Annotated in this window: 17 protein-coding genes and 1 pseudogene; 12 read left to right on the top strand and 6 right to left on the bottom strand. The window is 39.2% G+C overall.

Annotation, left to right across the window (positions count from 1 at the left end; all coding sequences use genetic code 11):
* Positions 1-287: 287 nt before the first annotated feature.
* From A3IA_RS11710 to A3IA_RS0102615, 3 genes and pseudogenes are all read right to left on the bottom strand, one after another.
* Positions 288-592: pseudogene (locus A3IA_RS11710) on the bottom strand (IS4 family transposase); the annotation flags it as partial.
* Between the two features lie 99 nt (positions 593-691).
* A complete protein-coding gene (locus A3IA_RS0102620; RefSeq protein WP_018379793.1) occupies positions 692-883 on the bottom strand; it encodes a hypothetical protein in 192 nt (63 codons plus the stop codon).
* Between the two features lie 54 nt (positions 884-937).
* Positions 938-1,948 carry a lactonase family protein gene (locus tag A3IA_RS0102615; protein WP_018379792.1) on the bottom strand — a complete coding sequence of 337 codons (1,011 nt, stop codon included), beginning with the start codon at positions 1,946-1,948 and terminating at the stop codon, positions 938-940.
* A gap of 100 nt (positions 1,949-2,048) precedes the next feature.
* Here A3IA_RS0102615 and A3IA_RS0102610 point away from each other — a divergent pair, with 100 nt between their 5' ends.
* The 5 genes from A3IA_RS0102610 to budA all read left to right on the top strand — a co-directional run bounded on the left by A3IA_RS0102610 (position 2,049) and on the right by budA (position 7,491).
* Positions 2,049-2,534, top strand: a complete 486-nt coding sequence (locus A3IA_RS0102610) for an NUDIX hydrolase (protein ID WP_018379791.1) — start codon at positions 2,049-2,051, stop codon at positions 2,532-2,534.
* Positions 2,535-2,544: 10 nt separating this feature from the next.
* Positions 2,545-3,723 (top strand): AI-2E family transporter, encoded by a 1,179-nt coding sequence (locus tag A3IA_RS0102605; RefSeq protein ID WP_018379790.1) that lies wholly within the window; start codon positions 2,545-2,547, stop codon positions 3,721-3,723.
* A complete protein-coding gene (locus tag A3IA_RS0102600; RefSeq protein ID WP_018379789.1) occupies positions 3,713-4,948 on the top strand; it encodes a tetratricopeptide repeat protein in 1,236 nt (411 codons plus the stop codon). The genes A3IA_RS0102605 and A3IA_RS0102600 overlap by 11 nt, the downstream gene beginning before the upstream one ends.
* 133 nt (positions 4,949-5,081) lie before the next feature.
* Positions 5,082-6,761, top strand: a complete 1,680-nt coding sequence (gene alsS / locus A3IA_RS0102595) for an acetolactate synthase AlsS (protein ID WP_018379788.1) — start codon at positions 5,082-5,084, stop codon at positions 6,759-6,761.
* 10 nt (positions 6,762-6,771) lie between these two features.
* Entirely contained in the window at positions 6,772-7,491 is a 720-nt protein-coding gene (gene budA, locus A3IA_RS0102590; RefSeq protein ID WP_018379787.1) for an acetolactate decarboxylase, read from the top strand.
* A gap of 899 nt (positions 7,492-8,390) precedes the next feature.
* Here budA and A3IA_RS0102580 read toward each other — a convergent pair.
* Entirely contained in the window at positions 8,391-10,055 is a 1,665-nt protein-coding gene (locus tag A3IA_RS0102580) for an Rqc2 family fibronectin-binding protein (RefSeq protein WP_018379785.1), read from the bottom strand.
* Positions 10,056-10,455: 400 nt separating this feature from the next.
* Here A3IA_RS0102580 and trpX point away from each other — a divergent pair, with 400 nt between their 5' ends.
* From trpX to A3IA_RS0102545, 7 genes are all read left to right on the top strand, one after another.
* A complete protein-coding gene (gene trpX / locus A3IA_RS0102575; protein WP_018379784.1) occupies positions 10,456-11,466 on the top strand; it encodes a tryptophan ABC transporter substrate-binding protein in 1,011 nt (336 codons plus the stop codon).
* 34 nt (positions 11,467-11,500) lie between these two features.
* Complete coding sequence (locus A3IA_RS0102570; protein WP_018379783.1) at positions 11,501-12,370, top strand: ABC transporter permease; 870 nt, start codon at positions 11,501-11,503, stop codon at positions 12,368-12,370.
* Positions 12,367-13,125, top strand: a complete 759-nt coding sequence (locus A3IA_RS0102565) for an ABC transporter ATP-binding protein (RefSeq protein ID WP_018379782.1) — start codon at positions 12,367-12,369, stop codon at positions 13,123-13,125. Before A3IA_RS0102570 ends, A3IA_RS0102565 begins: the two co-directional genes overlap by 4 nt.
* A 794-nt stretch (positions 13,126-13,919) precedes the next feature.
* On the top strand, positions 13,920-15,581 hold the full coding sequence (locus A3IA_RS0102560; RefSeq protein WP_018379781.1) for a ribonuclease J: 1,662 nt from the start codon (positions 13,920-13,922) through the stop codon (positions 15,579-15,581).
* 66 nt (positions 15,582-15,647) lie between these two features.
* On the top strand, positions 15,648-16,430 hold the full coding sequence (locus A3IA_RS0102555) for an alpha/beta hydrolase (protein WP_018379780.1): 783 nt from the start codon (positions 15,648-15,650) through the stop codon (positions 16,428-16,430).
* A 124-nt stretch (positions 16,431-16,554) separates the two neighbouring features.
* Complete coding sequence (locus A3IA_RS0102550) at positions 16,555-17,295, top strand: matrixin family metalloprotease (RefSeq protein ID WP_018379779.1); 741 nt, start codon at positions 16,555-16,557, stop codon at positions 17,293-17,295.
* A gap of 113 nt (positions 17,296-17,408) precedes the next feature.
* A complete protein-coding gene (locus A3IA_RS0102545; RefSeq protein ID WP_018379778.1) occupies positions 17,409-19,328 on the top strand; it encodes an ABC-F family ATP-binding cassette domain-containing protein in 1,920 nt (639 codons plus the stop codon).
* A 254-nt stretch (positions 19,329-19,582) separates the two neighbouring features.
* Here A3IA_RS0102545 and gatD read toward each other — a convergent pair whose 3' ends face one another.
* Both gatD and murT read right to left on the bottom strand, forming a co-directional pair.
* Positions 19,583-20,371, bottom strand: a complete 789-nt coding sequence (gene gatD, locus A3IA_RS0102540) for a lipid II isoglutaminyl synthase subunit GatD (protein WP_018379777.1) — start codon at positions 20,369-20,371, stop codon at positions 19,583-19,585.
* Positions 20,371-21,714 (bottom strand): lipid II isoglutaminyl synthase subunit MurT, encoded by a 1,344-nt coding sequence (murT, locus tag A3IA_RS0102535; protein ID WP_026217523.1) that lies wholly within the window; start codon positions 21,712-21,714, stop codon positions 20,371-20,373. Before murT ends, gatD begins: the two co-directional genes overlap by 1 nt.
* Positions 21,715-21,776 lie beyond the last annotated feature (62 nt).

The following is a 21,776-nucleotide window of genomic DNA, read 5'->3' as shown; positions in this document are numbered from 1 at the left end:
GGATTTAGAGCGCATTGTTCTGCAGGGTATTGTTGTAAGGCGTGTGGTGGGCACCAGTTTGAATAGCGGTAGTCGTATCAAAACGATTTCTTGGTAGAATTACATCACTATCATCTACAGCTAATACTCATCCAAAATCAAAAACTAACTTTTTGTAACTATTGTCTATTGACGATGGTTTTTAATACTCATCCAAAATCAAAAGCAGACCTTATTGACATGATTTGACGAACTTTAGTTCTATCTGTATCGGCGTTGCCTAGTTTGTTTTTGATTTTCATTGAGTATAAAATAGGGAGAAGACTAGGGTTAGGAATCTTAGCTGTGAGATTCCTAAAAAGTGCCTCAAACGCCTGAGATTTAATCTGGTAAGGTCGCTGAACAAAAGCAGACTGAGATACAGGTAGATCCAAATCAAGTAGTTCTTTCGCTAAGGTATTGCCCCCATGATGAGGATAGTTCTAGTCATTGTTTTCATGCTCAACTGACTTTTTCGACTGAACTATTTTTCGGGTTTAAGCACAAACTGATTGGCAGTTGAAACAATATCATCATTACTATCATATAACTGAGCTTTAATCTGATCTAGCATGATTTTTACTTGTTATTTTTAGTGTAGCAGAGAAAAAAGTAACCTACCACAAAATGTGGTAGGTTACTTAACTTAATGGCATTGAGCCCTTGCTCCAATTTATTTGCCAAAGATATTTTTCACTTTGTCAACGACACCGCTTACGGCATCAGAATTCTCAACAAGTGCTTTTGCTTTGTCAAAATATTGTCCTAAGTCTTCTTTATGATTTTCAATAAAGTTTTTAGCTTCTGAAAAATCTTTTTTTGCAATCATTTCTTTAACTTGGTCAAATAGTTCTTGTGGTTTCATAGATAAATACCTCTTTCTTATATTTATTAAAACATTTTAAATTGGATTTAGCAATTATTTGAATAAGAGGCAGACGCATTCAGGGATATAAAAGTCATTTGACATCAAATTTAGCATACCCGATTGAGGGTCTCGTTTGAAAATCGAGATATTGTCTGATTCTTGATGGGCAACGATAAGGTGGTTTTCGTTAGGTGACAAAGTAAAATCTCTTGGAACATCTCCTTTAGAATTTTCGATTTGAAGAAGTTCTAAGTGGCCATCTGCTAAGATTTTATAAGCAGCGATTGAATTATGCCCTCGATTGCTAATATAGAGGAAGTGATTGTCAGACGATATTCTGATAGCAGCAGTAGCATTAAAGCCTTTATAGTCTCTCGGAATGGTTGAAATCGTATCGATTAGGTCAAACTGTCCCTTGCCATGATAAGATAGAATTTCAATCTGCGCATTTAATTCACAAAGCACGTAGGCAAGGTTTAGATGTGGGTGAAAAATAAGATGACGAGGACCAGCGCCAGCTTTGGCTTGATAACTATTTAGCATCCTAAGTTTCGTCTGGTCAGTGACATCATAGGTGATAACTTGGTCGCTCCCCAAATCACAGGTCACTAGAAAGTTATCAGGAGTCAGGCCGACAAAGTGAGCATGGGCAGTCGTTTGATTAGGATGTGGTCCCTTTCCTTCGTGTTTAACACAATCTGCTAGTTTTAGCTGACCGTCAGAATCGACATGATAAACTGAAATTTCTCCCTTGTGGTAGTTGGCTCCATAAGCTAACTGGCGCTTTTTATCAAAACTGAGATGACAGAGAGGTGCTCCTTCAGCAAGGATATGATTAATTTCTCTACCCTCAGAGTCGAAAGAAGCGATACCTCCCCTACTACCGATTTGCTTGACAGCAAGCAAACTCTCTTTATCAGACCAAGATAGATAAGTGGGGTTCTGGGTTTGAGAGAAAATCTCGCAATCTGAAAGTTTGCCATTCTCAGCATCGAACTTGGCTTGGTAAATCCCCTGTGAAAGGCGTTTGGTGTAGGTTCCGAAATAGAGTGTGTGGATCATATGAAAACTTCCTCTGTGATTTTCCAGTTCTTGAAGAAATTATAGCACATTTTAGAAGATAACTTGATATAATAGTTAGATAAGTGAAAGAGGTGGTTAAATGACTAAGTTAGCAACTATTTGCTACATCGATAACGGCAAAGAGCTCTTGCTCATGCACCGAAATAAAAAAGAAAATGATGTTCATGAAGGCAAGTGGATTTCTGTGGGTGGTAAATTAGAAGTCGGAGAGTCCCCCGAAGAATGTGCCATTCGTGAAATTTTAGAAGAAACCCATTTAACTGTTAAGGCAATGGATTTTCGTGGGATGATTACTTTTCCAAACTTTACACCTGGTCATGATTGGTATACCTACGTCTATAAAATCACAGATTTTGAGGGACAATTGATATCAGATGAAGACTCAAGAGAAGGAACTCTGGAGTGGGTGCCTTACGATAAGGTTCTGGACAAGCCGACTTGGGAAGGGGATTATCTCATGTTCAAGTGGATTCTAGAAGACGTTCCATTTTTCTCAGCTAAATTCACTTATGAGAATAATGTTCTGATTGACCAAGATGTAACCTTTTACGAAAAGACAAAATAAAGGAGGCAAGATGAATCAATCTGAAGAGAAAAAAATAAGCTTGAGTTGGTTTTTTAAATGGTTTTTAAACAATAAGGGTGCGATGGTTCTTTTGATTAGTCTCTTACTGTTTTTAAATGTCTTCATCTTTACCAAGATAGCGCATCTATTTGAGCCTGTTGTCGCTTTTTTAACGGTCATCATGTTGCCAATCGTTATTTCATCACTGCTCTATTACTTGTTGAAGCCTTTTGTAGACTTCTTAGAGTATAAGCTGCGTTTGAAACGAACACTGGCCATTTGTCTCGTTTTCATTGTTGTCGTTGCCCTTTTAATCTGGGGATTAGCAGTTCTGGTGCCATCAATTGAGACGCAATTGACTAACTTTGCGACTAATTTGCCTGACTATCTAGAAAATATCGAAAGACAGATTACCAATCTTCTAAGTGATCGCCAATTAAGTCATTACAACATTGAATTACAGAAACTAATCAATAATTTCTCAGATAGTGTCATCAATTATGCTCAAGCCTTGTCCAAATCAGCTGTGACATGGGCTGGCGATTTTGCATCTACAGTGGCTCGAGTAGCTGTGGCTATTATGATTTCACCTTTTATTCTCTTTTATTTATTAAGAGATGGTGATCGTTTGAAATATTATGTGTCGCAGTTCTTACCTCCAAAGTTACGAGTACCGACGCGCCGTGTTATGACAAAAGTTAACCAGCAATTATCAAGCTACGTTCAAGGACAAGTGCTAGTTTCCATTGTCGTGGCTATACTTTTTTCAGTCATGTTCAGTATTATCGGGCTGAATTTCGGTGTTACTCTGGGGATTGCTGCTGGTTTCTTAAATCTTATTCCTTACTTGGGAAGTTTTGTTGCTATGATTCCAGTTTTTATATTAGCTTTTGTAGCTGGACCAGCCATGGTGATAAAATGTATCATTGTCTTCACTATCGAACAAACGATTGAAGGGCGCTTTGTCACTCCGCTAGTGATTGGCAGTAAGTTGCAAATCCATCCAATTACCATTTTGTTTGTCTTGTTAACAGCAGGCACCCTGTTTGGTGTTTGGGGCGTCTTTTTAGCCATTCCAATCTATGCTTCAGTCAAAGTTGTTGCCATTGAAGTATTTGACTGGTATAAAGTTGTTAGTGGCCTATACAAGGCTGATTTTATAGAGGAGAATTCTGAAGATGTGGAATAGTGAAAAAATGGTGGCGTCCATTCAAAGTCAGGACCTACAGCGTGCAGACAAGTATTTTGAGCGTGCGCTGAAAGAAGACGATGAAGCAGTTTTATTGGAGTTAGGAGCTTATTTAGAGAGTATTGGCTTTTTACCACAAGCTAAACGTCTTTATGATCAATTACGAGAACGATATCCAGAGGTTAATCTCAATTTAGCCCAAATTGTTGCTGAAGATGGAGATTTTGAAGAAGCCTTTCTCTATTTGGGTGCTATTGATTCAGAGTCTGAAGACTACGTCAATGCCTTGATTATTATGGCAGACCTTTATCAAATGGAAGGCCTAGCAGATGTGGCAAGAGACAAGTTAGAACAAGCTCTCTCTTTATCAGACCATCCCTTAATTCGTTTTGGATTAGCCGAAATGCAGATGGAAGTTGGTGACTTTAAAGAAGCCATCACCAACTATGCCACTCTTGATAATCGTGAGATTTTGGAGGAAACAGGTGTTTCTACCTATGAACGTATTGGGCGCGCCTATGCGGATATGGGAAAATTTGAATCAGCCATTGAGTTTTTAGAAAAAGCCGTTGAGATTGATTATGACGACATGACCGTTTTTGAATTGGCAACTCTTTTGTTTGAACAAGAAGAATATCAAAGAGCCAACCTTTATTTTAAACAGTTGGATACCATGAACCCTGATTTTGCAGGGTACGAGTACTATTATGCCCAGTCTCTTCATGAAGAACACAAGATAGAAGAAGCACTGAAATTAAGTCAGCAAGGCCTATCTAAAAATGAATACGATAGTCAGCTACTGTTGCTTGCCTCTCAGCTAGCCTATGAGAATCATGATGCTAAATTGTCCGAGTCCTATCTCCTATCAGCTAAAGAATTGGCAGAAGACATGGAAGAAGTCGCTCTGCGTTTAACGAATCTTTATTTAGAAGAAGAACGCTATGAGGAAGTTGTAAGCATGGCAGAAGAAGATATTGATAATCTTTTAGCCAAATGGAATATTGCCAAGGCATACAAAGCTCTGGATCAAGAGGCAGAAGCTTTTGCGATTTACCAAGACATTGCCAAAGACCTCAACCAAAATCCAGACTTTCTCCATGATTACGCCTATATTTTAAGAGAATTCGGTCAACTTGAAAAAGCAGAAGAAACAGCCAAGACTTACCTAAGTTTGGTTCCAGATGACTTAAACATGCAAAGCTTTTTGGAAGAATTGACTTTTTAAAATCATCTTAAAAGGATTTGAGAATTCTCAAATTCTTTTTTTGATTAAAATAATGATTTCACAAATGAAAATTTCACAAACTTTTCTAAAAAGTGCTATAATAAAATCGATAAAAAAGATTGGAGAAAAATTCATGACTGAAGAAAAACAAGCTTTTGGTGCTGACTTGGTAGTAGATAGTTTGATTAACCACAAGGTTGATTATGTGTTTGGGATTCCAGGCGCTAAAATCGACCGCGTTTTTGACACGCTTGAGGATAAAGGTCCAGAATTAATCGTGGCTCGTCACGAGCAAAACGCTGCTTTTATGGCGCAAGCGGTTGGCCGTATTACTGGTGAACCAGGAGTTGTCTTAGTAACGAGTGGACCGGGTGTCTCTAACTTAGCAACAGGACTTGTTACAGCGACTGATGAAGGAGATGCTGTTCTAGCCATCGGTGGTCAGGTTAAACGTGCTGATCTTCTCAAACGTGCTCACCAATCAATGAACAATGTGGCAATGCTTGAACCAATCACCAAGTATTCAGCAGAAGTTCATGATCCAGATACACTTTCAGAAACCATTGCCAATGCTTACCGCTTAGCAAAAGAAGGAAAACCAGGAGCTAGCTTCATCTCAATTCCTCAAGACGTTACAGATAGCAAAGTTTCTGTTAAAGCGATTAAACCATTAACAGAACCAAAATTAGGTTCTGCGTCTGTTGAAGATATTAACTACTTGGCGCAAGCTATCAAGAATGCCGTATTGCCAGTATTACTTCTAGGTAACGGTGCCTCTTCAGCTAAAGTAACAGCAAGTATCCGTCGTCTCTTAGAGTCAACCAATCTCCCAGTTGTAGAAACTTTCCAAGGTGCGGGGATTGTCTCACGCGAACTTGAAGATGAAACCTTCTTTGGGCGTGTCGGTCTTTTCCGCAATCAACCGGGTGACATGTTGCTTAAAAAGTCTGACCTGGTTATCGCAATCGGTTATGACCCAATTGAATATGAAGCACGGAACTGGAATGCCGAAATTTCAGCACGTATCGTGGTTATCGATGTGAATCAAGCTGAAATCGATACTTACTTCCAACCCGAGCGTGAATTGATTGGTGATATTTCTGGCACACTTGATTTGCTCTTGCCTGCCATTAAGGGATACCAATTACCAGAAGGTTCTCGTGAATACCTAGCATGTTTGCGTGATATTACCAATAAAGACGTTAAATTCGATCGAAGTCAAACTGAAGAAGGTCGTTTGCACCCACTTGATTTGATTGATCGTTTGCAAGATCAAGTGACCGATGACATGACTGTTACGGTTGATGTTGGTAGTCACTACATTTGGATGGCACGTTACTTCAAATCATACGAAGCTCGTCATCTTCTTTTCTCAAATGGTATGCAAACCCTTGGTGTAGCACTTCCTTGGGCAATCTCTGCAGCTTTAATTCGTCCAAATACAAAAGTTGTTTCTGTATCTGGTGATGGGGGCTTCCTCTTCTCAGGACAAGAGCTGGAAACAGCAGTTCGTCTTAAATTGCCAATCGTTCATATCATCTGGAATGACGGTAAATATAACATGGTTGAATTCCAAGAAGAAATGAAATACGGTCGTTCTTCAGGTGTAGCATTTGGACCGGTTGACTATGTCAAATACGCTGAAAGTTTCGGTGCGAAAGGCTACCGCGCAACTAGCAAGGAAGAATTTTCTAATATTCTTGAAAAAGCTCTTGCTGAAGCAGTTAATGGTCCAGTTATGATTGATGTGCCAGTGGATTATAAAGATAACATCAAACTTGGTGAGACCATCCTTCCTGACGAATTTTATTAAGGAGTAACTTATGACACAAGTAACTAAACTATTTCAATATGGTACCTTAGGCGCTTTGATGACTGGGCTTTATGATGGCACACTGACTATCAGTGAGCTTCTAGAACATGGTGATATTGGAATTGGAACACTTGATCAGATTGATGGGGAGCTGATTGTTCTAGATAGCAAGGCCTATCAGGCTAAATCAACAGATGGTCAGCTTGAAGTTTTGGAAGTTTCTTCTGATATGACAGTCCCCTATGCGGCAGTTGTCCCTCATAAAGTTGCTCATACTTTTGAGCAGGAACAAGTGATTTCAGATAGGGATTTACATGCTAAAATTGAAACTTATTTTGAAGGGAAAAATCTTTTTAAATCCTTTAAAATGCATGGAAATTTTAAAAAGATGCACGTACGCATGATTCCAACTGCTAAAACAGGAGAATCCTTTGTCAAAGTAGCTGCAAATCAACCTGAACACACTGCAAAAAATGTCAGTGGAACAATTGTTGGCATCTGGACACCAGAACTTTTTCATGGTATCGGTGTAGCGGGTTATCATTTGCATTTTTTATCGGATGATCATAGTTTTGGGGGTCACATTATGGATTATGTCATGATAAATGGTCACATCGAAATTGGGGATATTGAACAACTGGATCAACGTTTCCCCGTTACTGATGAAAAATACCTCAAATCTAATTTCAATTTAGATCAAATGAAATCAGATATTACAGCAGCAGAATAAGAGACAAAAGATTGGAACACAATCGGTAACTTGAAGCGGTTGCTGATGACGTTCCACCTCCACGACGTTTAAGTTGGCAAAAGGGTGTTATTGAATTGGAAAACGAAGTGAGAAAATCTCATGTCATGCATTAGAACTGTAAAAGTTAACATAATCACCGAATGACAATTTACTCCATCACCTCGTCTGAAATCCATTCAATAAAAGTAAAGATACTGGAGACTTTGAACTGCTTCCTGTCAAGTAGACAATGAAATAATAAAAGAAACTGCCTTGTTCCTCATTTCAAGAGGAGCGAGGCAGTTGTGCTTCTCTTGAAAACGTAGGTTATTGTAAAAATAGATATAGGTATCACTAAGTCTTCAAAGTTCTTGTAATACTCTTCGAAAATCAAAAACAGACCTTGTTGACTTGATGTGATGAACGTCAGTTCTATCTCCATCGGCGTCGCTTAGTCTCCTTTTGATTTTCATTTCGTATAAGTTTTATAGTCCCAAAGCTTCACTTTCAGACAAGGAAAAGACATGGACAGTACTTGATTTTCATTGAGTATGAGTAGGGCAAGTGGAAAGTGACCATGGATCAAAGTTGATTCATTTGACTATAAAATCACAGCACTCCGTTTTAAAGCGACCCAAGAAGCTCTCAATCAGCGCATTGTCAATGTACTTACCAATACGGGACATTGAGCGTGTTATCTGGTGTTGTGTCACTGATAGCATGAGTTTGAATTAGTTGACGATTGATTACTTAAGTTTTAGAGAGAATGCTATAATTATCTCCTTTTCCTCTACTGATTTCAGACTTTTTTGACATATGAAAAGTCCCCTCATAGCTTCTAGTGACATTTTTGTTTGTTCACTGTCTACTACAAGGGGAGTATATCAGTTTCTTTACTTTTATTTTTTCGGCATTTTCATGCTTTGAATTTTTTCTTCTGTAGGGGTTACACGCAGCGTTTTTTGTCCTGTATAGGTAACAAAGCCTGGTTTAGCAGCTGTCGGTTTATGCAGTTTTTTTGCCTCAATCATGTCCACTTGTACTAAATTAGACAAGCGAGCTTTGGAATAGTAAGCGGCTAACTCGGCAGCATCTGTTTTGACTTCATCACTTGGTTCAAGGTTATCCTTAATTAAAACGTGACTACCTGGAATGTCCTTGGCGTGGAACCACAGTTCCCCCTTTTTAGCTATTTTAAAGGTTAATTCCTCGTTTTGAAGATTGTTTCGCCCAACCATGATGATGGTTTGGCCATCAGAAGCCAGATATTGTTCTGGTTTTTTCCGCTTATGACGTTTATCAGTGGAGCGGCGTTTCATAAAGCCAGACTCAATCAACTCTTCACGAATTTCATCAATATCATCCATAGTTGCTTGAGAAAGATTGACATCGACACTTTCAAAATAAGTAATACTTTGTTTGGTCTCTTCAATCAAGCCTTTGAGGTGTTTAACAGCTTCTTTGAGTTTTTGATATTTTTTAAAGTATCGCTGGGCGTTTTGGTTAGGGGTCAGAGCAAGGTCAAGAGCGATGGTGATGGATTCACCCGTGTAGTAATTATCTAAGGTCACTGAGTCTTTGTCGTTTGGAACCATGCCCATGTAAGTGGTTAAGAGTTCCCCTTTTTGGCGGAAGTCTTCCGCAGATTCAGTTGCCGCCAATTCAGCTTCTTGCTTGACTAACTTTTTACGATTTTTTTCCAATTCATTTTGCACGCGGTGGATCAAATCGCTGGCTTGCTGACTGATACGATCACGTTCTGCTTTTTCTTGATAGAAGTGATCCATCAAATCTGACAAGCTATCAAATGATTGGTCAGAGTTAGAAAAAGCAACTGCTGAGAATGACTTTTCAGTTAAACTCGGCTGTAATTCTTGAGCAAAAAAGGTGCGGAAGGCTTTAAGTTTCTGGTCAGCATTGGATAGTCTTTCGGATAATTCTTTAGCCGTATCACGTCCTAAGCCTTGAAAGGCTTGCTGCAAGTTTTTGACTGATAAGTCAGTGGTTTGAAGAATTTCAAATAACTTGCCATCTTCAACTGTGAAAGGATTCAAGGCATCTGTCTTTGGAGGAGCAATGTAGCTTGATCCTGGTAAAATGGTTCGATAAGAGTTTTGCGAGAAGCCAACGTGTTTGATGGACTCGATAATCTTGCCTTCGTTTTTATCAATCAGGATGATATTACTGTGTTTGCCCATGATTTCAACGACCAGAGTTACTTTGATGTGATCGCCAATTTCGTTTTTATTAGAAACGGTGATTTCTAAAATCCGGTCGTTTTCAATTTGATTAACCGATTCAATGACAGCCCCTTGCAAATATTTACGCATAATCATGGTATAGGTGTTTGGAGTTTGTGGATTTTGAAAATCAGCTTTTGTCGTCTGAACGCGTCCGAAAACAGGATGGGCAGACAAAAGTAACTTGTAGTTTTGACGATTGTTGCGAATGGTTAGGACTAATTCACGTTCAAAAGGCTGGTTAACCTTTTGGATACGTCCGTATAAAATAGAGTCTTGTAATTCTTTAGTTAAATGATGTAAAAAAAAGCCGTCGAAAGACATGGTTATCAATCTCCTAATATCAGTGTATTATTGAATAGTCACTAGTTTTACTACCGTTTCAATGTATCAGTTTATTATACCATAAGTCAAAGACAGATAAGTTTTTAAGGATTTTTTGAAAAACCGATTGCAATTGTCAGAATTTATAGTATAATGATACAAAACGGATGGAAGGAAGTACTGATATGACAACACAAATCACACTTTGGCAAAGCTGGCGTAGATAAAAGTTGTGTTTGTGTGGTTTAGCATAGATACGACTTTTGATGTACTTCAAAAAGGATGGTATCTATGCGCAGCTCTATCAGTGATTATGACAAGAACAGGGCGCGTAGTTTCAGGCTAGGTGCTTTTCTTTTTGGGAAAATTTTCAGAAATGAATAAGAGAAGGAGAAATGATATGAAAAATAAAGCAGTCATCGGAACATTAGTTATTTTGGCATTGATGGTTGTTGGTTCCATCTTTTACAATTTGGGTCAAAGCACTGCTAATTCGGAACAGGATAAAAAAGAAAAAGTAAAAGTTGGTGTGTTGCAGTTTGTGACCCACGATGCCCTAGATGCCATCAACGATGGCATTTCTAAAGGTCTCGAAGAATCAGGTTACGACAAGGATAGCGTTGAGATTGATTACGTCAATGCGGAAGCTGACCAATCAAAAATCCAAACCATGAGTAAGCAGCTTGTTGCAAACAGAAACGATGTGCTTGTTGGAATTGCTACACCAGCCGCTCAAGGCTTGGCTAATGCTACTAAAGATATTCCAGTTGTAATGGGGGCTATTTCTGACCCAGTTGGTGCCAAACTCGTTTCCGATTTAAAACATCCATCAGCTAATATCACCGGAGTATCAAACCAAGTACCCGTTGCTCAAGAAGTTGATTTAATTACCAAATTAACACCTGATGCCAAAACGATTGGTGTCCTTTATGCCAGCAGCGAAGATAATTCACAAAGCCAAGTAGATAAATTTGAGAAATTAGCTAAAGAAAAAGGCTTGACAGTTAAAACCTATGCTGTGCCATCAACCAATGAAATCACTGCAACCATGTCTGTCATGACAGGAAAAGTAGATGCCATTTTCGTCCCACAAGATAATACCATTGCCAGTGCTATGAAAACCGTTGCAGCTTCTGCCAATAAGGCAAAATTACCTGTTTACGTCGTTGATGATAGTATGGTTAAAAACGGTGGTTTCGCAGCTGTAGGACAAAATCAATTTGATTTGGGTGTCGAAACAGGAAAAATGGTTGCTCAAATACTTGATGGAAAAGCAGTCAAGGACATGCCAGTTAATGTTATTGATACAGGAATACCCACTCTTAATATGAAGGTGGCTAAAGAACTTGGTATCAATATTCCAAAAGAGATTATGGATAAGGCAAAAATTTCAGTCAACGTCGATCAGTAAGAATTTATTACTAAAAAAGTAGAAGGATAACGCAATGATTATTTCGTCAATTTCACAAGGTCTTTTATATGGGATTCTTGGTCTGGGGATTTACCTGACCTTCCGAATTCTTGATTTCCCCGATTTAACCACAGAAGGTTCGTTCCCACTCGGTGGCGCAGTGGCTGTCACTCTCCTCAATATGGGATGGCACCCGCTTTTAGCAACACTTGCCGCTATTTTGACCGGTTGTCTGGCTGGTTTAGTAACTGGTCTCCTTTATACTAAAGGTAAAATTCCGACTATCCTAGCGGGAATCCTAGTCATGACCTCCATCAACTCAGTCATGCTTATGATTATGGGGCGTGCTAATCTTGGTCTTCTTGATATTACACCTATTCAGGATTTACTGCCGTTTGGCACTACTTATAATCTCTTAGTGCTTGGTCTTATAGCTGTCGTTGCTGTCATCGCTTTTCTCATCGTGTCACTCAACACACGTTTGGGGCAAGCATATATTGCGACTGGTGATAATCGTGATATGGCGAAGAGTTTTGGCATTAACACCGACCGCATGGAGGTCATGGGCTTGGTTGTTTCTAATGGAATTATCGCCCTATCTGGAGCGCTAATCAGTCAACAAGATGGTTACGCCGATGTTTCCAAAGGAATAGGCATTATCGTTATCGGTCTAGCAAGTATCATTATCGGTGAGGTCGTCTACGCTAGCGATTTGACTTTCTTGGAGCGTTTGGTGACGATCGTTATTGGGGCTATTTTCTATCAATTCTTGATAACAGCGGTGATAGCACTTGGCTTTAACACCAATTACCTTAAACTCTTCAGTGCCATTGTCCTTTCTATCTGCTTAATGGTGCCAGTCTTAAAAAACAAAGTATTCAAGGGGGCTAAAGTAACGCGATGACAAAAATAGTTGAACTACAAAAAGCAACAGTTCAGGTTCACAACGGTTCCAATGATTACAAGACAATTTTGGATGAGGTGGATTTGACCATCTACGAACATGATTTTATTACCATTTTGGGTGGTAATGGTGCTGGGAAATCCACCCTTTTTAATGTCATAGCAGGTACCTTGATGTTAACAAGCGGTAAGATTTTCATTATGGGTGAGGACGTGACTCACTTGACAGCTGAGAGGCGCGCCAAGTATCTTGCTCGCGTTTTCCAAGATCCCAAAATGGGAACAGCACCTCGTATGACCGTGGCTGAAAACCTTTTGGTAGCCAAATATCGTGGTGAAAAACGTGGATTAGTGCCTCGACGTATCCACCAGTTTAAGGATGAATTTCAAGCGCTTATTGGCAAAATTGGCAATGGGATTGAAAAGCATTTGGAAACACCAACTGGCTTCTTGTCAGGTGGTCAACGTCAGGCACTTAGTTTATTAATGGCAACCATCAAACGTCCAAATTTGTTACTATTGGATGAGCATACAGCAGCTTTAGATCCCAAAACAAGTGTATCACTCATGAACTTGACTGAAGAATTTATCCAAAACGATCAGCTAACAGCTCTTATGATTACCCATCGCATGGAAGACGCCCTCAAATATGGCAACCGTCTCATCGTCATGAAAGATGGCAAAATCGTGCAAGATCGAACGGCAGATGAAAAAGCAGGGCTGTCGATCGCTGATTATTACCAAGTTTTTGAATAATGACACAGCAGGACAAATACCTAAAGAAACTTACAATTTCAGATAAAGTATTTTCATAAGAGCTATATTTCTCATGGTGACGTTTTGTTAGATAGCCTTTTGAATTACCTTTGATACCTGGTCACTGTCGACTTGCTCTACTCATACTCAATAAAAATCAAAAGCAGACTAGGCGACGCCGGTGTAGATAGACCTGAAGGTCATCACATCAAGGCAACAAGGTCTGCTTTTGATTTTGGAAGAGTATCAACTACTGTTCTGCGTCTTAGTTCCTTGTTCTGAAAGTGAATTCATTTGATGATATAGCAAAATGAAATAAAAACCGTACATTTGGGCACTGAACCTCAATAATGGGACAGAAGAAAAACACTATTTTGAGATCTGTTTCCTATATTCTATAGGAGACAGGTCATTTAATTTCCGTTGAATTCTCGTTTCATTATAAAATATGATGTCACTTTTGTCCTGCTCTTGTTTCAGTTAACTATAATAGCGACGGAAATGAGGGAATACCTTTGCGAGAATGTAAATCTTGCGAAAATCGTTTTAAAATGCATGCAATCAGAAAATGGTTTCATGCATTTTTTCGTGCGCCTGTCGAGTGAAAATAGCTTGCAAAATTGAAAAATAAGGCATAAAGTTGTATAATTAACAGTGAGTATGTAGCTTTTTTGCTACTATCTGTAATTCGACTTAGCTTGCTAAGGACCGTTTGATGAATATGCTCTGATAGAGTATTATCATGGAATCTGTTTTCCATGACTGATAAATAATAAATTTTTTAAGGAGAACAAATGAGCGATATTAAAATTATGGCTTTGGGTGGGGTTCGTGAAAACGGGAAGAACCTCTATATTGCCGAAGTCAATGATGCTATTTTTGTTTTAGATGCTGGGTTAAAATACCCGGAAAATGAACAATTAGGGGTTGATGTGGTCATCCCTAACCTGGATTACCTCGTTGATAATAAGAACCGTGTTCAAGGTGTCTTTCTAACTCATGGACATGCGGATGCCATTGGTGCGTTGCCCTACTTAATTTCGTCAATGAATGTTCCTGTTTTTGGTTCGGAATTAACTATTGAGTTGGCTAAATTGATGGTTAAAAACAATTCATCTGTTAAGAAATTCAACAACTTTCACGTCGTGGACAGTGAAACTGAGATTGAATTTGGAGATGCAGTGGTATCTTTCTTTAAAACCACTCACTCCATTCCAGAAAGTTTAGGGATTGTTGTTGGTACCAATGAGGGCAACATTGTCTACACTGGTGATTTCAAGTTTGACCAAGCCGCACGTGATGAATACCGTACCGATTTTGCTCGCTTAACTGAAATTGGTCGAGAGGGTGTCTTGGCGCTTTTGTCAGATTCTGCTAATGCGACCAGCACAGAGCAAGTGGCTAGTGAAGCTGAAGTTGGCGTTGAAATCGATCAAGTTATTGGCGATGCGGAAGGTCGTGTCATCGTAGCAGCTGTTTCAAGTAACTTGGCTCGAATTCAACAGGTTTTTGACGCAGCAGCTAATTATGGACGCCGCGTTGTTTTGACAGGATTTGACGTTGAAAATATTGTTCGAACGGCTCTTCGTCTTAAAAAATTGAGTATCGCTGATGAGCGTATTATAGTCAAGCCAAAAGAAATGTCTAAGTTTAAAGATCATGAATTGGTTATCTTAGAAACTGGCCGTATGGGGGAGCCAATCAACAGCCTTGAAAAAATGGCTATTGGTCGTCATCGTTACGTTAATATTAAAGATGGTGATTTAGTATACATCGTAACGACACCAAGTATTGCTAAAGAAGCCGTTGTAGCACGTATGGAGAATATGATCTATAAGGCAGGCGGTTCTGTCAAGTTGATTACGCAAAACTTGCGCGTGTCTGGACACGCTAACGGTCGTGATTTGCAGTTGATGTTAAATCTCTTCAAGCCAAAATACCTCTTCCCAATCCAAGGCGAGTACCGCGAGCTAGCAGCACACGCAGACATGGCTGAAGAGACAGGAATGTTACCAGAGGACATCTACATCATGAAACGCGGTGACGTCATGCATCTTTCTGACCAAGGTTTCTTACACGAAGGAGCCGTTCCTGCGGGTGATGTCATGATTGACGGAAATGCCATTGGTGATGTTGGTAATATCGTTCTTCGTGACCGCAAAGTCCTGTCAGAAGATGGTATCTTTATTGTTGCCATGACTGTTAATAAAAAAGAACGCAAGATTGTCTCACGTGCGAAAATTAATACTCGTGGTTTTGTTTATGTCAAGAAGAGCCGCGACATCTTGCGTGAATCAGCCGATTTGGTTAATACAACTGTCGAAAATTATCTTGCGAAAGATGGTTTTGATTGGGGTGAGCTTAAAGGACAAGTGCGTGATGAAATCAGTAAGTTCCTATTTGATCAAACAAAACGTCGTCCAGCCATTTTACCTGTAATTATGGAAGTTCGCTAAGGTTTAAGTTACACAATGATTGAAGTTGAGCTGGTTTCAACTTCTTTTTGTAGAAAGAGGGAGCACATGGCATTTTTTCAAATTGAATACAATTCAGAAGTTTTAGGGTTATATCGTCAAGTTGATGTCTTGTATCCAGATGCTAACCAAATCAAGGAAGAATATCGTGAGGATAAGGACATTCCAGTTCTTTACCTCTTACATGGCATGGGTGGTAATCACAATTCTTGGACATCTCGAACAAACTTAGAACGCTTGGTTCGAAAAACAAATCTTATTGTCGTTATGCCAAATGGAGACAATGGTTTTTATACTAATACCAAATATGGCTCACGTTATTTCGATGCTATCGCCGAGGAATTGCCTCAGGTTATGAAACGTTTCTTCCCCAATATGACTGATAAACGCGAAAAAACCTTTATTGCCGGTCTTTCTATGGGAGGCTACGGTGCTTTTAAAATCGCAATGTTGACCAATCGGTATGCCTTTGCCGGTTCATTTTCGGGGGCTTTGGGATTTGATCCTGCTGATAAAGACATTATTGATGTAGAAGATGATTACTGGAGAGGTCTTTTTGGAAATATGGATGAGTTTACAAGGAGTGACAATAATTTGCAGGTAGCTACAAAGCAAGCTGATAGTCAGACAAAATTCTACGCTTGGTGCGGTTATGAAGATTTTCTCTACCAAATCAACGAAAGAGCCGTTGCTGATTTCAAAGAAGCAGGATTAGACATTGACTACCGACACGACCATGGAACTCATGAGTGGTATTATTGGGAAAAACAAGTAGAAGTCTTTTTGGAAATGTTACCAATTGATTATGTCAAAGAAGAACGTCTGTCATAAGGGACAAGTTAGTGACAATTTTAAAAGATGGTGACAGTCTGGTTTTGAGTTGAATTGTTTAGAGGAGCTTGCTATACTGAGAGATATTGTCTTAGGAAATTTACGTAAAAGAAAGTATGAGTGCATGAAATTCCTTTTAAAAATCTTGATTACTATACCAAAACGAATCCTCTCTTTTGTTTGGAGTTTGATTTTTAGCCTGATAAAAACGATCGTTTTCTTAGCTCTGATTATTTTGGCTCTTATGTATTATGCTAATCATAGTAGCTCACCAGTAGCCAATCAACTGTCTAATTTCTTTGAGACGGTGACGACAGTGCTTGACAATTCAAGTTTTGCAAATCCTAACAAGCTGGGAGAACAGTTAGCCCATTTAGAGACTGACTCACATGAGCATCTAGATGGTGCCCGCTGGTCAACTAATTCAGCTACGATTTATATTGCAACGGAAAATAGTACCTTTCGATTAGCCTATCAAGAAGCTATTGAGGCATGGAATCAAACGGGAGCTTTTCACTTTAAAATAGTAGACCAGCCAGGACAGGCTAAGATTATCGCTAAAGATTATTCAGACCCATCAACTCAAGCAGCTGGTCTGGCTAATACCAAAACGAATGCTTTAACCAATCGTTTGGTGTCTGTTGAAGTATTTCTCAATACCTATTATCTTTCTAACCCTGATTATGGCTATAGTCAAGAGCGGATTGTGAATACAGCTATTCATGAGCTCGGGCATGCTATTGGTTTAGAGCACGATGATGAGCATGATTCGGTTATGCAATCCGCAGGTTCCTATTATGGTATACAAGAGGTAGATATTAGAGCAGTGAACCAACTCTACGCTGATAAAAATGAAGCTGCCTAAGGCTTGATATTGTTTAACGAATACTCAACTCGTCAACAAGTCACAGCCAAATCATAAAGATAAAAAGACCTTGCTTTCTTTTAGGATCAAGGTCTTTTTGCTATAATATAATCATGATAATTTTACAAGCAAACAAGATTGAACGTTCTTTCTCTGGGGATGTTTTATTTGATAATATTAACCTACAAATTGATGAAAAGGATCGGATTGCTCTAGTTGGTCGCAATGGCGCTGGTAAATCAACCCTTTTAAAAATTTTAGTTGGTGAGGAAGCACCTACAAGAGGAGAAATCAATACCAAGCGTGATTTGCAGATGTCTTACTTGGCACAAGATAGCCGTTTTGAGTCTGAAAATACCATTTACGATGAAATGCTAGCTGTTTTTGCCGATCTTCAACAAGATGAGAAAAAATTACGTCAAATGGAAAGTCAGATGGGGGAATTATCCGGAGAGAACCTTGATAAACTCATGAACGATTACGACCGCCTATCTGAAAATTTTCGTCTGGCTGGCGGTTTCACCTATGAGAGTGATATCCGTGCCATTCTCAATGGCTTTAAGTTTGACCAAAGTATGTGGGACATGAAAATAGCTGAGCTATCTGGTGGTCAAAATACCCGTTTAGCCCTTGCCCGCATGCTCTTGCAAAAACCAGAACTCTTGATTCTAGACGAGCCGACCAATCACTTGGACATTGACACCATCGCTTGGCTGGAAAATTATTTGGTTAATTACCAAGGTGCCCTTCTCATCGTCAGTCATGACCGTTATTTCCTAGATAAGGTTGCGACAGTAACGGTTGATTTGAACACGCATTCTCTGGATCGCTATGTGGGAAATTATTCTAAGTTTATGGATCTCAAAGCTGAGAAATTAGCCACAGAAACTAAAAATTTCGAGAAACAGCAAAAAGAAATTGCTAAATTAGAAGAGTTTGTTCAAAAGAATATTGTTCGTGCATCAACAACCAAACGTGCCCAAGCTCGTCGCAAGCAGTTGGAAAAAATGGACCGTTTGGATAAACCGACAGCTAGTCAAAAATCAGCCAACATGACCTTCCATTCAGACAAAGTTTCTGGCAATGTCGTATTGACGGTAGAAGAAGCAGCTATTGGTTATGATGGGCATGTTTTGTCAGAACCGATTTCACTTGAACTCAACAAATTAGATGCTATTGCTGTGGTTGGTCCAAATGGTATTGGAAAAACAACGTTTATCAAATCAGTCATTGGTCAGCTGCCCTTTATTAAAGGACAGGCTCGTTTTGGGGCTAATGTAGACACTGGTTACTACGATCAAACCCAGTCACATTTAACCAGCTCCAATACTGTACTTGATGAACTTTGGAATGATTTTTCAACCACGCCAGAACTTGAGATTCGTAATCGTCTTGGGGCCTTTCTTTTCTCAGGAGATGATGTCAAAAAATCAGTCGGCATGCTGTCAGGTGGTGAAAGAGCTCGGCTACTTTTAGCTAAATTATCTATGGAAAATAACAATTTCTTGATATTGGATGAGCCGACCAACCATTTGGATATTGATAGCAAAGAAGTCCTTGAAGATGCTTTGATAGATTTTGATGGGAGTTTACTTTTTGTTAGCCATGACCGTTACTTTATCAATCGTATCGCTACTAAGGTTTTGGAAATTTCCGAAGAAGGTTCAACGCTTTATCTCGGCGATTATGATTATTATGTTGAAAAAAAAGCAGAGCTAGAATTTTTAGCTCAAGAGGCTGCTGGAGAGATTGAACAAGACGAAGTAAGTCCATCAGAAAGGTCTACAGACTACCAACAGCAAAAGGCTACTCAAAAAGAAGTTCGCAAAATCAGTCGTCGTATTGAAGCCATTGAAGCTCAGTTGGAAACGATTGAAAAGCAAGAAGTAAATATCACCAAACAGATGGCTGAAAGTAATGATGCTATGGCATTGGCAGATTTGCAAAAAGAGTTAGACGCAATCCAAGAAAACCAAATGCAGCTGATGGAAGAATGGGAAGAGCAATCTCAATTACTCGAAGAACTTTCCTAAGCTCTCTTTGTTGTCAATTGCAACTAGTCCCATTTTTATAGTCAAATGAATTAACTTTCAGAACAAGGAACAGAAAAGACGCGGACAGTGCTTGATTTTCATTGAGTATGAGTAGGGCAAGTCGAAAGTGCCGACCTATCAAAGTTAATTTAAAAGATTATATCATTGCTGAATTGAAAAAACACTCTAGGAAGGTTTGAGTGCATAGAAAGAAAAAATCAAAATCTCGTTCTTGAGATTTTGATTTTTTATGTTTATTTTTCAAATTCTGCTTTTGATTTAACATCACCGTACTCTTCAGGCACTTCATGGCTAAGAATAGCTTCATAGCTTGGTAAGTTTAGGTCTTGACCGTATTTGTTGCGAAGAGCAGTGGTTACTAATCGGTAAGCCAAGTTGGCGTTTCGTGACAGGATTGGACCATGGAAGTAGGAGCCGTAAACATTTTTATAATGAATACCTTCGCTATCATCTTCCTTATTATTACCATTTCCGTAGACGACTTTTCCTAAAGGTTTTTCATCATCTGAAAGGAAGGTGCGCCCTTGATGATTTTCAAAACCGTAATAAGTTTCGTTGAATTCTTCGTTATAAATTTTAATATCACCAATATAACGGTTGTTTTCTTGGTTGAGCGTGTAGTGTCCCATCACACCAATACCATCAATTTTGACACCATTAGCTTGGATATAATATTGCCCCAAAAGTTGGAAACCTCCACAGATGGCTAAGATTACCTTATCAGATTGGATGAATTGGTCAATGGCTTGGCGTTTGCTTGGTAAATCTCTAGCCACAATGGATTGTTCGTAGTCCTGACCGCCGCCAAAGAAGACCATATCGTAATGATTGTTATCAAAATCATCGCCTATGGATACGATGTCAAAGGTCATTTTGACACCAAGTTTTTCCCCGACGTATTTCATCATGAGGATATTACCGTTGTCGCCGTATGTGTTTAGAAGATTTCCATAGAGATGGGCGATATTGAGCTCATAGTCATAATCACGGTTTTGGAGAGATTGTAAAGAGGTGTAGACCATTAGTTCATCTCCTTTCCAACAGCTTTTTTAGCAGCTAGGATTTCTCGGAATTCAAGCATTGCCGTATAAGTTGCTAAGATGTAAGCGTGATCGGCTTTTTGATTTTCAATCATGGACATGATGTCATCCAATTTTTCAGCTTGACGAATCCTATCTTCTGGATAGCCAGTTACACGTAAGCGACGAGCGATTTCGGATTGGCGTACACCACCGGCGTTGACTTCTGTAATGTCCATGTCGTTAATGGCTTCAAAGTTGGCATCCCAAATCCAAGACGTATCAATACCATCCGCGTAGTTGGCATTTAAAAGAACTGATAAGGAAAAAGGATAATCAGCAAGTTTTATCATATCGAGAGCTTGACTAGCGCCCACAGGATTTTTGATGAGGACTAAGGTACATGATTTGTCACCGATTTTGAAAGTTTCTTGACGCCCAAAGACAGCACGACTTTTATCAAAACCAGCCTTAATTTGTTCTGGTGAAACTCCAAAGAACTCTGCAACTGAGACGGCAGCGAGGGCATTATAGATATTATATAAGCCGCCAACATTGATTTTGTAATCCTGTCCATCAATAACAAACTCAGATGTTGTATTTGTGATATTGGTTAGAGCTGTCAGTTTGTAATCCAGTTGAGGGCGTTTGAAGTCACAGTTGAGGCAGACATACTCACCAAGATTAGCGTAAGTATTCATCTTATATTGTAAGATGTGTTCACATTTTGGACAAACAATGCCTTCGGTATTGTAGTGGGCTAGCTGTGGTTCATGAGATTCTGTTTCAAAACCATAAAATTGTACAGGGTTAACCACTTGTCGTGAATTGAAAAGAGGGCTGTCTCCGTTAGCAAGAATGGTCGCTTGAGGAGCTTTAGCAGCGCCTGCTAAAATCATATCGTAAGTGGTATAAATCTCACCGTAGCGGTCCATTTGGTCTCGGAAAATATTGGTGAAAACAAAAAGACTAGGCGTGATGTACTCAGTAATTTTGGGTAAGCTAGCCTCATCGATTTCAAGGACAGCAATTTTCTTTCCAGATTTATTTGGTTTAGCTGTTAAGAAAGTAGAAGTAATGCCAGTAATCATGTTGGCACCACTGGGATTTGTCACGATTTCTCCAAAAGCCTCTTTGAGGATTCCAACCGTAAGAGCTGTTGTAAGGGTTTTGCCATTTGTACCCGTAACAACAATGATTTCATAATCTTTAGCAAGATTATCTAAAATATTAGCATCGAATTTAAGGGCAACTTTTCCTGGTAGAGTTGAACCTCGTCCCATTTTTGAAAGAATAAAATGAGCTGTTTTACCAGCAAAAATTCCCATTTGAGTTTTCATAGTCATGGCTTTATTTTAACAAAAATACTACAAACTAGCTAGAGAAAATGCTATAATGAAAACAGTGT

This window comes from Streptococcus thoraltensis DSM 12221 (assembly GCF_000380145.1).
In the GTDB taxonomy this organism is placed as follows: domain Bacteria; phylum Bacillota; class Bacilli; order Lactobacillales; family Streptococcaceae; genus Streptococcus; species Streptococcus thoraltensis.
This window is presented reverse-complemented; position numbering and strand designations above follow the sequence as displayed.

Coding starts and splice junctions, on each gene's coding strand:
- A3IA_RS0102620 (WP_018379793.1), bottom strand. CDS start 883: ATGAAACCACAAGAACTATTTGACCAAGTTAAAGAAATGATTGCAAAA.
- A3IA_RS0102615 (WP_018379792.1), bottom strand. CDS start 1,948: ATGATCCACACACTCTATTTCGGAACCTACACCAAACGCCTTTCACAG.
- A3IA_RS0102610 (WP_018379791.1), top strand. CDS start 2,049: ATGACTAAGTTAGCAACTATTTGCTACATCGATAACGGCAAAGAGCTC.
- A3IA_RS0102605 (WP_018379790.1), top strand. CDS start 2,545: ATGAATCAATCTGAAGAGAAAAAAATAAGCTTGAGTTGGTTTTTTAAA.
- A3IA_RS0102600 (WP_018379789.1), top strand. CDS start 3,713: ATGTGGAATAGTGAAAAAATGGTGGCGTCCATTCAAAGTCAGGACCTA.
- alsS (WP_018379788.1), top strand. CDS start 5,082: ATGACTGAAGAAAAACAAGCTTTTGGTGCTGACTTGGTAGTAGATAGT.
- budA (WP_018379787.1), top strand. CDS start 6,772: ATGACACAAGTAACTAAACTATTTCAATATGGTACCTTAGGCGCTTTG.
- A3IA_RS0102580 (WP_018379785.1), bottom strand. CDS start 10,055: ATGTCTTTCGACGGCTTTTTTTTACATCATTTAACTAAAGAATTACAA.
- trpX (WP_018379784.1), top strand. CDS start 10,456: ATGAAAAATAAAGCAGTCATCGGAACATTAGTTATTTTGGCATTGATG.
- A3IA_RS0102570 (WP_018379783.1), top strand. CDS start 11,501: ATGATTATTTCGTCAATTTCACAAGGTCTTTTATATGGGATTCTTGGT.
- A3IA_RS0102565 (WP_018379782.1), top strand. CDS start 12,367: ATGACAAAAATAGTTGAACTACAAAAAGCAACAGTTCAGGTTCACAAC.
- A3IA_RS0102560 (WP_018379781.1), top strand. CDS start 13,920: ATGAGCGATATTAAAATTATGGCTTTGGGTGGGGTTCGTGAAAACGGG.
- A3IA_RS0102555 (WP_018379780.1), top strand. CDS start 15,648: ATGGCATTTTTTCAAATTGAATACAATTCAGAAGTTTTAGGGTTATAT.
- A3IA_RS0102550 (WP_018379779.1), top strand. CDS start 16,555: ATGAAATTCCTTTTAAAAATCTTGATTACTATACCAAAACGAATCCTC.
- A3IA_RS0102545 (WP_018379778.1), top strand. CDS start 17,409: ATGATAATTTTACAAGCAAACAAGATTGAACGTTCTTTCTCTGGGGAT.
- gatD (WP_018379777.1), bottom strand. CDS start 20,371: ATGGTCTACACCTCTTTACAATCTCTCCAAAACCGTGATTATGACTAT.
- murT (WP_026217523.1), bottom strand. CDS start 21,714: ATGACTATGAAAACTCAAATGGGAATTTTTGCTGGTAAAACAGCTCAT.